Here is a 12,237-nt window from a genome sequence, read left to right on the forward strand (position 1 = left end):
AGTAAAAAACATTTTCCATACTTTTACCCTTTCAAATAACCAATATGGAAACAAAGAATGTGATCCTTACGCAGGATGTGATAGAGAAGAAGATAGAGCGTATTGCTTACGAAATATATGAACACAACAGCGATGAAGAGGAAATCATCCTGGCAGGTATATGGGACAGAGGGTCTATCATGGCCCAGAAGATAGCCCGTATCCTGCAACGGATCTCTCCTTTGAAAATCAAACTGATAGAGCTGAAACTGGATAAATCACATCCGGATACAGTAGAGGTATCTGAAAAACTGGATTTTAATGGCAAAGTGATCGTGCTAATAGATGACGTGGCACATTCCGGCCGTACCATGCTGTATGCACTGAAACCTTTACTGGAATTCCTTCCCAAGAAGATCCAGAGTGCGGTACTGGTAGACCGTAAACATAAATCTTTCCCTTTATCCGTTGACTTTGTGGGTTATTCACTGTCCACTATGCCACAGGATATGGTAATGGTAGATGTGGAAGGAGAGGAGATCAAATCGGCTTACCTGATTTAAAAACAGATAAAATGACCTTTTAACCTGCCCTGCGAGGTTAACTCAAGGGCAGGAGCAGGGAATTTGAGCATGTTAAGTACCTGGAACAACGCTTTCACCCCTTTTTTACGTGTAGGTATCTTCGTGAAATCGATATCCGGAGATAAATAAAACTGGCGCGTACGCCGGATATAGCTATAATTATGCTGAATGCCGTTATTATCTTCCCAGCTGTTATTATCACCCTTTAACATCCCGTCCGCTCCATAACCAACAGCCATATTCAACCAGGCAGGAACATCCGCACCAAAGGAATGCAGGTTAACAGACAACCAGTACGTTTGCGCATTATAATCCTTTAAAGTCCTTTCCGGCAGGCTTTTCCCAAATAATTCCCTGGCACGTGCCTGTACCGCGGGGTCCCTGTAGTGAATGGGAAAAGAAGAGAATTTTACCTGTATCCGTTGTTCATCCCAGGCCAGTTCCTGGCTGATCATCAATGCCGCGCCTGCTGCGTTGGCTGTCATATCTCCCCATGAAAATCCCCATTCGGAAGAATAAGCGTCCAGTACTTCTATGACCGACTGGTAAGTAAATCCGCTCAATCCCCCTATCCAGATCTGTTGTTTTCTGGGAAGTCCGGTATAACGCCATAACTCACGACTTAACTTCCCTTCCATATAAGCGCTGTATACGTGCCCCATTTTATCCATCTGCAACCATTCGCCGTCATCGTTGAAAAAATGGAAGCCGGCCCGGGGATATTGCCTGTACCAGGCATCGTTCAGCGCTGCTAAAGAACTGCCATATAAGCCGGCAGTAATACCACTCATGAGGATGATCCTGGACTTTACAACAGTATCAACAGGCTGCCTTTGCGCCTGGACAGGTAGCAGGTACAGTACGAATAAGCAGGTTGTGGCCAGATATCTCATGTAATAAAAATCCCGGTACTTGTATATGTACCGGGATCAAAGTTAGATATATTATAATGTATTATTTCAACTTCATATCTTTTATAATCTGCTGGATCTTCTGATCGAGTGCCTGGGTAGCGGCATCAAAGCCGGCAGCGCTTTCTAACTGCTGATTTACACTGAAATAGAACTTGATCTTAGGTTCCGTACCGGAAGGACGGGCAGAGATCTTGGTACCATCTTCCAGTATAAACTGCAATACGTTGGATTTAGGCAGATCAATAGGTTGTTCCTCACCGGTTTTCAGTGATTTCACCTTTTGCAGCTGATAATCGTAAATCGTAACTACCGGTGATCCGTTGATGGTGGCAGGAGGATTTTCCCTGTAACCACGCATCATATCTGCAATCTCATCGGCGCCTTTCATGCCCTTTTTGGTAATGGAGATCAGGTTTTCTTTGTAGTAACCGTATTTTACGTAGATATCAATTAACTGTTCGTATAGTGATCTGCCCCCGTTAAGTGCAGAAGCAGCCATTTCGCAGATGAGCGCTACGGATGCGATCGCATCTTTATCACGTACATTATCACCGATCATATAACCATAAGACTCTTCACCACCGCAGATGAACTGCTCTTTTCCTTCTTTTTTATGGATCAGGTCAGCGATCCATTTAAAGCCGGTCAGTACGTTGTAACATTTTACATTGTTACGGGCAGCGAATACATCGATCAGGTCTGAAGTAACGACGGTTTTACATACGTAGTCGGTAGCTCCTGCCAGTCCTTTGTTGCGACGGCCTTCGATGATATAATTGAACAGTAGTACGGCTGTCTGGTTACCATTCAGTAATGTCCATTCACCTTTTATATCTTTCACTGCGATGCCTACACGGTCGGAATCCGGATCGGTACCCAGTAAAATAGCGGCATCGAGTTCTTTGGCTTTTTTAAGACCCATGCTCATCGCCTCTGCTTCTTCCGGGTTAGGATATACGACGGTAGGGAAATTGCCATCCGGAGTAGCCTGTTCTTCCACCACGTGTACGTTGGTGAAGCCATAGCGTTTCAGGATCTCAGGCACCAGGGTGATACCTGTACCATGAATAGGCGTGTATACTATTTTAAGGTCGTGCTGCGCTTTGATCACGTCCGGCTGGATGCTCAGGTCCTGTAAAACCTTCAGGTAAGCCTCATCCACTTCTTTTTCGATAGGGATGATATTGGCTTCTCCGCCGCTCCATTTCACTTCATCCACTGCGGAAATCTTTTCCACTTCGAGGATTACGTTTTTATCATGAGGAGGGATGAGCTGGGCCCCATCGTTCCAGTAGGCCTTATAACCGTTATATTCTTTAGGATTATGGGAAGCTGTCAGAACGATACCGCCCTGGCAATGCAGGTGACGGATGGCGAAAGACAGTTCCGGGGTAGGGCGGAGGTGTTCGAAAAGGTATACTTTGATACCATTTGCGCCCATTACATTCGCAGCAACTTCGGCAAAGAAGCGGCTGTTATTACGGCTGTCGTGTGCGATAGCGATCTTCACTTCGCCTTTAAATGCCTGTTTCAGGTAGTTGGCGAATCCCTGGGTAGCCATACCCACCGTGTATTTGTTCATACGGTTGGTACCTACGCCCATTACTCCTCTTAAGCCACCGGTGCCAAATTCGAGGTTACGGTAAAAGGCGTCTGCCAGTTCATCGGGGTTATCCTGCTGCAATTTCTTTATTGCGGCTACGGTATCTGCATCAAACTGGCCGTTCAGCCACTGTGATACCTTGTTTTCTATATTCTTGTCCATAGAACGATTTGTTTGTCTTCTAATTGAGTCAGAAACAAGTGTGTAAAATATGCTAAAATATGGATTTAATGAAAAGCCCGGCAGAGAAGTCAGCAATTATTAAACCAAGATGTTGATAAATAGAAGTATTCCACACATTATTGAAAATGGGGTGTAATGGTTAATTTTGCGCTTATGAGGCTTTACGAAGATTCCTATAAGCAAAAAGGATTGCGCAGACAACTAGTAGAAACTATCCGGCAAAAAGGAATTACAGATGAAAATGTATTAACGGCTATTGGCAACATTCCCAGGCATTATTTTCTGGATACGGCATTTGAAGGCATTGCCTATGAAGACAGGGCCTTCCCGATAGGAGAAGGGCAGACGATATCCCAGCCCTATACTGTTGCTTATCAATCACAACTGCTTGAACTTAAACCTTATGAAAAGGTACTGGAGATAGGTACGGGTAGTGCTTACCAGGCATGTGTATTGGGAGAACTGAAGGTCAATTTATTCACTATTGAAAGGCAGAAAAAGCTGTTCGACAAGGTGAAACTGTTTCCATTTAAGACAAAATATTCTACCATCAAATTCTTTTACGGAGATGGTTATGAGGGGCTTCCTACCTATGCGCCCTTTGACAAAGTACTGGTGACGGCTGCTGCTCCGCAGATACCTGAAAAGCTTCTTCAGCAGATGAAGGTAGGCGGTAAGATGGTGATCCCTGTAGGCGGACAGGACGTACAGCGGATGCTTCGGATTACTAAAATGAGTGATACGGAGTTTGACCAGGAGATGTTCGACAACTTTTCTTTTGTGCCTATGTTAGCGGGGAAAAACTCATAAAGAGTTATCTACCGGCCTTCTTTCCTCGGCCGGTTCCTCCGTTTCTTCAGGTTTTTTCTTCTTTTTGAACATATTAGGGTCCATTTTACCAAAACGGTAGCGGATATTGATCCTGATAAAACGGGTGGTCCTTTTACGGGAGTAGTCTTGAATGAAAGACGCTGTTTCGTAATGGGTACTGAACTTTTGTGTGTTCAGCACATCTGAGATATTGAGGGAGATGGCCATGGCATTGTTCTTCAGGAACTCCTTGCGGAAACCGAGGTCTATGCCGTTCATGGCTTTGAAACTTCCCTGGGGTGTTACCCTGGGTGCACGGTAATGCCCGTTCATCTGCACATTGAATTTATGGGGCAGGCGTACGGTGCTATTGACGGTGATGCCATAGGAGAAGTTCTCATTATTGATATTCCCTCCTGTGAGCTTGCTGTATTCCAGATTGAGGTTGGTAGAGACATTCCATGCTTCCACAATGTGAAGATTGTATGTGAAGTTAGCACCCCAGTCTTTGTCTGTCGCCAGGTTCATAGGTTTGGTGGTGGTAACGCCTGTAGTCGTATCCAGTGTGCTGATACGGTCTATATCATCGTTTGCCTGGGAGTAATACACACCGGTATTCAGGTAATCTCTGGAATGCGGGAAATACCTGGAGTAGTTCATCTCATATTTGTGGGTAAGAGAAGGTTTCAGGTCCGGATTACCTGTACGGATATTCTGCGGATCGGAGTTATTGGTGTAAGGCAGTAGCTGGTCAAAGCCGGGCCTGTCCACACGGGTAGAGAAGTTGAATATCAGGCTTTGGTCCTGGCTATGGGGAAGGTTATATTTAAAGAATACGCTGGGGAAGACATTAAAGAAATTATTCTTCACCGCTGAATTCTTTGTGTAGGAGAAGCCGTTCAGCACAGCCTGTTCCGCTCTTACACCCACCTGGTAGCCCAGATTGCCAATGGCATTGGAAAAGTTAGCGTATCCTCCATAGATATCTTCTTTGTAGTAATAGGTATTGGAGAGGTCGTTACTCTTTTCAAATGTTTGTGTAGTATCGTTGAATATCTGTGCGTTATAGTCGTTATTATTATTCCTTAAAGTGGCTTTAGCCCCCGCTTCGAACTTTCCTTTTTTCCCTACCGGTGTGGTATAATCCGATTGAATATTCCAGAATTTATTCTGGGAGATGGTTTTGTTTACCTGTAGCTCCGGGAAGGGTTCGGTGCTGTATTTTGTATTGTAATTGCTGTTATTATTGCTTTTGTTATCGCTATAACTCACGTAAGCCGTCCATTCTTCATTAGGGCGGTCGGTGGTATGGCGGAAGTTGAAGCTGGTGTTATTATTGGGATTATTATAATTACTCCCGTTATTCCGCTGACCGGATTTTAATGAAAGTTTCTGTTGATCCTGGTAATCGAGAAAGATCTGATCTGCACTGTTTCCGAGGCTGCTGGTGAGTCCTTCAGTAAGGGTGAAGGTATTATAATCATCCAGGTAAAAATCGAGCCCTAAACGGCCTCCATTGGAATGATTGCTATTCTTATTATGACTATCCTGGGAGAAGAAAGAAGTATTGGAAGTATCGGCAATGAGATTTTGACGATAGCTGAACCCGCTACCCGCCTGGCTTTCATATCTGCCATTATAATTCCCGAAGAAATTAAATCTGCGGATACGCAGGCTGGCATTCGCAGAACCGTTGAGTTGTCCTCTGGTGGCCACGCCCGCATTGAACATTACATTATAGCCGATCGCTTTATCCCTTTTTAAAACGATGTTGATAATACCACCGCCGCCTTGTGCTTCATATTTAGCGGAAGGGTTGTTGATCACTTCCACCCGGTCTATAGTCTCAGCAGGAATCATCTGCAGGGCGGTTTTAGCGTCCCCGAAAGGAGAGGGTTTGCCATCAACGTAGATGGTCACGCTTTTACCGCGGAGGGTGATGTTATCGTCGATGTCTACGTCTACGCTGGGGATGTTTTTAAGCACGTCTGTGCCGGTACCGCCATCTGCGGTGAGGATGGCGCCGGCGTCATATACTTCCCGGTCTATTTGCATGGAAAAGGCTGGTTTCTCGGATTTCACCTCTACGGTAGCCAGGACTTTGCCTGCCGGCTGTAATTTCAATGTACCTATCAGTGGTTTATTGGAACTGACCGGTCTTTCCAGTTTATTATAACCCATGAAGGTGATACGGAGGATGTATTTGCCTGCTGGTGGTGTAAATGTGAAACTGCCGTCTGCCAGGGTATACATGCCTGTCAATACTGTGGAGTCTTCTTTCAGTAACACCACAGAAGCGTATTCTACCGGTTTGCCGGTAATAGCGTCCATAGCCTTCCCTGAGAGTTTAACTGTTTGAGCCACAGAGACATAGTACAGACTAAGGAGTGCTGATACCAATAACAGACATTTCCGCATAAAGGGTTTAATTGTTGAGACCTGTTATAAAAGTATCACTCCATATTGTAAAGAATTGCCATTTCATGATGAATGGTGTGAAAGAATTATGAACAGCAGTCCTAACAGAAAACCTAATGCAGCGCCGGCTATGGGGAAGAGTTTTTTGATTTTTACCGGGATAAGGCTTTCTGCGTCTATATTTCGGAGGTATTGGTCAATGATCATGGGGAACATGCTATCCAGCTCTTTCATCAGTACATTTTTCACCTGTTGGGTGGTGCTTTCTCCGATGAACATTTTAAATACTGGCATGGCTTCCGGGAGCTTTTCTTTGAGGAAGATGTCCATATGGGTTTCTACTACCGGTAATATGCTTCGAATATTTTCCGGAGAGGTGAGCTTGCTGCGGATTTGTTCATTTATCAGTTGTTTCCTGTTAAGCAACAGCAATTTGATGGTTAACCAGTTTGCGAACCAGCCAATGAAAGCGGCGATAAATGGTATTAGATATGGATTCATAATAGCATTGTTAAAAAACTAAGCAAAGAAATGTGAAAAAATTTGGAAATTGAAAATGAATTTATTTATCTTTGCACTCCCAAACAAACGGTGGTCGTAGCTCAGTTGGTTAGAGCATCAGATTGTGGTTCTGAGGGTCGAGGGTTCGAAACCCTTCGATCACCCTGAAAAAAGGAAAGGTAACTGTAAAAGGTTACCTTTTTTTATGCGTATACTTAAGCGTTTGAGAGGAATCAATTTCATTGCTGGTTTTTTAACCTGGGATTTCCTTCTTGTTCTGATTCTATGTCCATTGGCAAATCTTCGGATTCTTTTAATTTGCATTTAGGAGGTTCTTACTTTTTCATATTGAATGTATTAAGATTGATAAATAGAGCATTTGAGATACTCTTTCGCTGCTTAATATATTATTTTAGTTTGGTAAGGGGAGGAATGGATAATATAAGTATCAACTTAAATCGTGACTATTTCAAATAAAGTAGTGAAGTGAACATAGTTCGAATCACTCTTGGCCCGCATTTTATCGCAAGGCCTTCAAGTCATTGAGCTTGAAGGCTTTTTTGTTAGTCAATGCTGGACTTTAGTAGGTATATTGTTGACTTATGGTTAGAAAATGTAGGTATTTGCTGAGCCTCAATATTCGAAAATGTAAATGAAATTTGGCAAACAGCTTATTGTATAGGCGTCAATAACTTACCATTAAAATCGATTCTATACTTGTTATTGCAAAAGTCAAAGATTTGAATGGAATCAGAAGTAATTGTAAATGAATCTTGGTTTTCCAGGGAAACCCAAATATCCATACCGCTAAATTGCCATTTGATTTTACCGAAGCTATCAATTCTCGAAACCTCCAGCTCTCCATGAACGAGATAATCATTGTCCAACTTATGTATACCAAAGCATGTGGCAATATCAGCCTGGGTTTGCCAAAGTAATTCCAGGTCTGGAACAGATAAACAAAATACCGTATTACAGCAGCAAATCAGTACTTTATCCGTATCCAGGAGCGCAGAATTTTTATTGATTCCTGTTGCTCCTCCTGAGCCAATAATAATACAATTATTAATTTCAATATCATTATTTGATATCCTAATTCCATGTTGGGAAACTGGAAAATCTAACGCTCCGCTGCCCAAATAGTGCCTGAAATAATTACGCGAATTGTCTGTCGAAAGGAGCGAGAATGTTGGATCGTCATATATTTCAATTTCCAGATTTCCAAATTTCAGCTTTATCATTAGAGTTAAAATGAGTGATAATCAATTTTAAATATAGTAAATAATGTTCATGCTCTTCTAATTGTCGGAATGTTGCATTTGGAAATTAACATCAGGGAAGTCGACATGTTTGGGTCAGGTTCTAAACAACATGTAGTTGGTTCTGCCTAAACATATTTGACACTATTCATAGTATTAGAAAATTTCATCTCGACTAAGTTTTGGGGATTACAATAAACTTGTGGCGATCAAGTAATACCTCTAATCTTTACTTTATTGAAAGGCTGTATAGAATACCGTATCAATAAAGAAAAGTGTATTGGCTTTCACGATAACGTTTTCATCATGTATATCTTCGAGAATCAATCCTAACTCTTTATTGTAATAGTTGTTTGTAGGAAGCCCATTCCTTAATGTATTTTCAAAACCATTGAATTGTGTCCTTTAAATTACAATTTTGTTTAAATAATCTCGTGGGCCAACAAGGAAATTTTCTCCAGATCTACCATGAAGGTTCTAAAGTTGTCCCTCTTGGCCCGACAAAACTGGAATGCGGTTCAGACCTGCGATGGACGCGAATACGCTGTTTGTTCTTCGGGTTGGTTCGATAAAATATCGTTAAATAAGAGAATCGTTTATTTCCAAGTAGTTGCTGGTTCGAGTTCGAGAAACATTGTCTCTGAAAAAAACTCAAAACATAATTCCCAATTAGCTCCAAATCATTTTATAATTTGAAACTAAAGGCGTTTCAATGTAAAACAATTCACCTTCTATCTCAAACTCCATTTCCAGGTTTTCAAGATTTGAGATTCGAACAGCATCATCTGATGTTAAAGCATTACCATCTATGACGGTATCACCTTTTAAAACATAAAAAGTATAACTACTGTTTTTATCTAATTGTAAATTATACTTACTTTTCTTATCAAAAAAAAGGCGTTTGATCGATAAACCCGGGGTAAGCACGTTGGCAATACTTCCTTTTCCGACATAAATAATTGTTTTAATTCCATTTTCAATTATCGGTTTAAAATCTTTGCTATGATAATCTGTATATGATGGCACTTTTTTTACTGCTTCATAAAAATTAGGATCAAACCAAATTTGGAAGTTTCGTGTTCCCTTAGTAATTCTCTCCTGGTGCTGAATTCCACTATTTGATTGAATAACTTGAAAATCTCCTGTTTCTAATGGTGTCCAAACTTTTGTTGCCGTGTCGTAATGTGTTACATTTCCTTCTAAAATAAAAGTCATTATTTCAAACCCTTCGTGCGGATGCAATCCAAACTCACATTGGTCGATTGCTCGTGCGTGACTCCAATAAAATAGACTGGAATAAGGTTTAACATTATCTTTTTTTCCATTAACTACTGGTTTGTTTACAAGAAAATTACCATTGAATATTGTTGTATTATATTGGTCTTCTCTTTTTAATAATTGTATCATTTTTATCTACTTTTTTAATGTTGTTGAATTGTTGTTAATTGATGTTGTTGCTCTGGCTAATGGGGATAATAAATATAGCCCAGGCTATGCTAAATGCCTCTAATCTGTTTTTATTCATTATTTAATTAAAATTAGCTCTTACAAATACCCCATAATTAGCTTTCAAAGTTTTATCCGGACCATAAAAATCAAAAATTGAGGCTAGCCCCAATTGATAGCTATTAATCCCTAAACCTAATTTTAATTGAATGTAACTTCTTTCGTGAAAATCACCTTTTGTATTATGATTATATAATGCTTGAAATCTGGAATATAAATGAATGGTTTTAGATATGGCTGGTTTGTATTCTAAAACCGTTAACCCTTCTAAATTGTAAGAATCAGATATATGAATGTTTGGAGTAATAACAAATAGTATTTGTTTATTAGCAAAAACATATTCCAGAGCGGCAACAGATACAAAGCCAGTTTTAGCATTAACGGATGTACCAATTGCTAACCCAAATCCTTTCCATATATCATAACTGACTTGGGTATTGGAAATGAAATCAAGATTTGAAAGATTATTTTTATAGTCACTTGCAAAACTCGTAAGGGCAAGAATATTGAAGTGTTTTGAATTAGGGAAATGCTTATTAACAAGAAATTGAACCCCAAAACGATTATTACCAGCATCTAATTCAACTGGCATTGGTGTAGATGGGTGAATTTTAGAAATAGAATCCTGAGCAAATGTGATGGTAGAGATTAATCCTATAATGAATAATAAAAATATTTTTTTAGTTTTTTGTTTCATTATCAGTTCTTCTTAAAATATAAATAATAGTAGAACCTGCTACTAGATGCATAATGGACAATGGTTATTCTCCTTCCTGCGGATAAATTCGGTGTCCAATTGGACTTAGTATTGAAATTGCTAAAAATTGGTATTGGCCTTAAACCGTATTATATAATTACAATAGAGGTTTAAAAAAATGGTTGCTTTTTTATGAGCAACCATTTCTTATTGGCCTGGTATTTTATGTATAATCAGGATACAGGGGCCTGGTATTTATTTTTCTGATTTTGCAACTTCCTGGGCTTTGTAATAACTTTCAATAACAGCCTGGAAATTAGGCACCATTTCTGCCAGCAGTTTGGCAAAATCTCCAGCTTCTTTCCTTCTCCAGTCTTTCATCAATTCAGGAAGCACGGCGCCGCAGGTTACCGGGATGGCGCCTGCCTGGGTCAAGCGGAGCATAGCCAGGTCATGTGCTTCAGGCGTAATATCTCCACTGGCATCTGCAACTGCATAAACAGTATAGCCTTCTCCAAGGGCAGACAAGGCAGGATAGACTACACATACGCTGGTCCACATACCGGAGATAATGATGGTCTTCTTACCTGTAGCTTTAACTGCATTAACGAATTCTTTGCTATCCCAGGCATTAATTTCTCCCTGTCGGATAACATACTTTGCATTTGGGGCATTGTCTTTTACCTCAGGCAGTGTAGGTCCATTTGGTCCTGTCGGAACGGATGCAGTATAAATGGCAGGGATATGCAACAATTGGGATGCTTTTGCAAGAGCGGCAAGATTTCTTCTTAAATCACCAACCGGCATACTGTGAACGGTTTGAACCAAACCACTCTGATGGTCGACAAATAAAAAAACGGCATCATCCGGATTGATCAGCGTCGTTTTTTTCTGCTGAGCGCTCGTTACTGTGAAATTCAGGCTTAAAACGAACATAATCGCTAGCGCCTTTAGAACTGACGGATTCATTAATTTTTTCATAAATTTGTATTCTAGAATTATAGTTATTTAATAATTCAAAATTAGAACCCCGCACGCGTCAGTGCAATAATGTACTTTATTGAATTGACTTAATCTAGATTAAGAAATGAGTAAACTCACCCGGATGACTGGTCCAAACATTGACACTTCCTCACTCGAAAACTATATCAAAACCTATGTGAGTTTGAGCGAGGATGAAATTCTTGCGCTAAATTCCCTGGTTCAGTACAGGAAAATAAAAAAGAATCAATACCTCCTCCATGAGGGAGGAATAGCAGCCATGAGTTCCTATGTAGTGAGCGGGTGCCTTAGGACATACATAACAGACAATAAAGGGATAGAGCACATTCTTGGATTTCCAACGCCTGGCTGGTGGACAGGAAATTTACAGAACTTCTACAATGACAAACCAAGCCAGCTGAACATCCAGGCCATATTTGATACGGAAATCTTATTCTTTACAAAGGAGACTAAAGAAAAGTTGTTTTTGTCAGGTGCAGTCTTCGAAAGATACTTCCGGATTTTGACTGAACGTTCATTAATTGATTTTCAGGCACGCACGCTGGAAATTCTCAGCCTCAGTGCAGAAGAGCGGTATTGGAAATTCTATAACAAATATCCCGACCTGATGCTTAAATTGCCACAAAAGTACATCGCCGGTTATATAGGCGTCACCCCTGAATTCTTAAGCAAGATGAAAAGCAATGGCTTACGAAAGCCGTAATCTTGAAATCCTGGATAAAAAAAAGAGGCTGTCTGCAATTATGTTTATTTGACTGTAAAATTTCTGGATCTTTAATTG

At 40.7% G+C, this 12,237-nt stretch carries 11 protein-coding genes, 1 tRNA gene and 1 pseudogene; 4 read left to right on the top strand and 9 right to left on the bottom strand.

The annotated features are described in order from the left end of the window. Positions 1-44 precede the first annotated feature (44 nt). The gene (locus tag GO495_RS13410; protein WP_157300220.1) at positions 45-542 is read left to right on the top strand and encodes a phosphoribosyltransferase family protein; all 498 of its coding nucleotides are present in this window, start codon (positions 45-47) and stop codon (positions 540-542) included. Here GO495_RS13410 and GO495_RS13415 read toward each other — a convergent pair. Both GO495_RS13415 and GO495_RS13420 read right to left on the bottom strand, forming a co-directional pair. After that, entirely contained in the window at positions 539-1,456 is a 918-nt protein-coding gene (locus tag GO495_RS13415; RefSeq protein ID WP_157300221.1) for a DUF2279 domain-containing protein, read from the bottom strand. The two genes, GO495_RS13410 and GO495_RS13415, sit on opposite strands and share 4 nt — an antisense overlap. Positions 1,457-1,517: 61 nt before the next feature. Further along, entirely contained in the window at positions 1,518-3,242 is a 1,725-nt protein-coding gene (locus GO495_RS13420; protein ID WP_157300222.1) for a phospho-sugar mutase, read from the bottom strand. 174 nt (positions 3,243-3,416) lie between these two features. Between GO495_RS13420 and GO495_RS13425 the strand changes: the two genes are divergently transcribed. Next, positions 3,417-4,073, top strand: coding sequence for a protein-L-isoaspartate(D-aspartate) O-methyltransferase (locus GO495_RS13425; RefSeq protein WP_157300223.1), 657 nt, complete (start codon positions 3,417-3,419; stop codon positions 4,071-4,073). Here the strand turns inward: GO495_RS13425 and GO495_RS13430 are convergent. Then, positions 4,068-6,491 carry a TonB-dependent receptor gene (locus tag GO495_RS13430; protein ID WP_157300224.1) on the bottom strand — a complete coding sequence of 808 codons (2,424 nt, stop codon included), beginning with the start codon at positions 6,489-6,491 and terminating at the stop codon, positions 4,068-4,070. The genes GO495_RS13425 and GO495_RS13430 overlap by 6 nt on opposite strands. Positions 6,492-6,554: 63 nt before the next feature. Then, the gene (locus GO495_RS13435; protein ID WP_157300225.1) at positions 6,555-6,992 is read right to left on the bottom strand and encodes a DUF445 domain-containing protein; all 438 of its coding nucleotides are present in this window, start codon (positions 6,990-6,992) and stop codon (positions 6,555-6,557) included. 90 nt (positions 6,993-7,082) lie between these two features. Here GO495_RS13435 and GO495_RS13440 point away from each other — a divergent pair. Beyond that, positions 7,083-7,156 (top strand) — tRNA-His (locus tag GO495_RS13440). Between the two features lie 507 nt (positions 7,157-7,663). Here the strand turns inward: GO495_RS13440 and GO495_RS13445 are convergent. The 5 genes and pseudogenes from GO495_RS13445 to GO495_RS13460 form a co-directional block, all read right to left on the bottom strand. Beyond that, on the bottom strand, positions 7,664-8,233 hold the full coding sequence (locus tag GO495_RS13445; RefSeq protein ID WP_157300226.1) for a hypothetical protein: 570 nt from the start codon (positions 8,231-8,233) through the stop codon (positions 7,664-7,666). 252 nt (positions 8,234-8,485) lie between these two features. After that, a pseudogene (locus GO495_RS32675) lies at positions 8,486-8,635 on the bottom strand (putative polyvalent protein kinase domain-containing protein); the annotation flags it as partial. Positions 8,636-8,920: 285 nt separating this feature from the next. After that, entirely contained in the window at positions 8,921-9,658 is a 738-nt protein-coding gene (locus GO495_RS13450; RefSeq protein WP_157300227.1) for a pirin family protein, read from the bottom strand. A gap of 121 nt (positions 9,659-9,779) precedes the next feature. Then, on the bottom strand, positions 9,780-10,454 hold the full coding sequence (locus GO495_RS13455; protein WP_157300228.1) for a hypothetical protein: 675 nt from the start codon (positions 10,452-10,454) through the stop codon (positions 9,780-9,782). 255 nt (positions 10,455-10,709) lie between these two features. Continuing rightward, positions 10,710-11,435 carry a hydrolase gene (locus GO495_RS13460; RefSeq protein ID WP_157300229.1) on the bottom strand — a complete coding sequence of 242 codons (726 nt, stop codon included), beginning with the start codon at positions 11,433-11,435 and terminating at the stop codon, positions 10,710-10,712. A gap of 106 nt (positions 11,436-11,541) precedes the next feature. Between GO495_RS13460 and GO495_RS13465 the strand changes: the two genes are divergently transcribed. Further along, on the top strand, positions 11,542-12,159 hold the full coding sequence (locus GO495_RS13465; protein WP_205691255.1) for a Crp/Fnr family transcriptional regulator: 618 nt from the start codon (positions 11,542-11,544) through the stop codon (positions 12,157-12,159). The last annotated feature ends 78 nt before the right edge of the window (positions 12,160-12,237 follow it).

This window comes from Chitinophaga oryziterrae, from assembly GCF_009758125.1.
Classification (GTDB): Bacteria; Bacteroidota; Bacteroidia; order Chitinophagales; family Chitinophagaceae; genus Chitinophaga; species Chitinophaga oryziterrae.

Coding starts and splice junctions, on each gene's coding strand:
- GO495_RS13450 (WP_157300227.1), bottom strand. CDS start 9,658: ATGATACAATTATTAAAAAGAGAAGACCAATATAATACAACAATATTC.
- GO495_RS13435 (WP_157300225.1), bottom strand. CDS start 6,992: ATGAATCCATATCTAATACCATTTATCGCCGCTTTCATTGGCTGGTTC.
- GO495_RS13455 (WP_157300228.1), bottom strand. CDS start 10,454: ATGAAACAAAAAACTAAAAAAATATTTTTATTATTCATTATAGGATTA.
- GO495_RS13420 (WP_157300222.1), bottom strand. CDS start 3,242: ATGGACAAGAATATAGAAAACAAGGTATCACAGTGGCTGAACGGCCAG.
- GO495_RS13425 (WP_157300223.1), top strand. CDS start 3,417: ATGAGGCTTTACGAAGATTCCTATAAGCAAAAAGGATTGCGCAGACAA.
- GO495_RS13415 (WP_157300221.1), bottom strand. CDS start 1,456: ATGAGATATCTGGCCACAACCTGCTTATTCGTACTGTACCTGCTACCT.
- GO495_RS13445 (WP_157300226.1), bottom strand. CDS start 8,233: ATGATAAAGCTGAAATTTGGAAATCTGGAAATTGAAATATATGACGAT.
- GO495_RS13460 (WP_157300229.1), bottom strand. CDS start 11,435: ATGAAAAAATTAATGAATCCGTCAGTTCTAAAGGCGCTAGCGATTATG.
- GO495_RS13465 (WP_205691255.1), top strand. CDS start 11,542: ATGAGTAAACTCACCCGGATGACTGGTCCAAACATTGACACTTCCTCA.
- GO495_RS13430 (WP_157300224.1), bottom strand. CDS start 6,491: ATGCGGAAATGTCTGTTATTGGTATCAGCACTCCTTAGTCTGTACTAT.
- GO495_RS13410 (WP_157300220.1), top strand. CDS start 45: ATGGAAACAAAGAATGTGATCCTTACGCAGGATGTGATAGAGAAGAAG.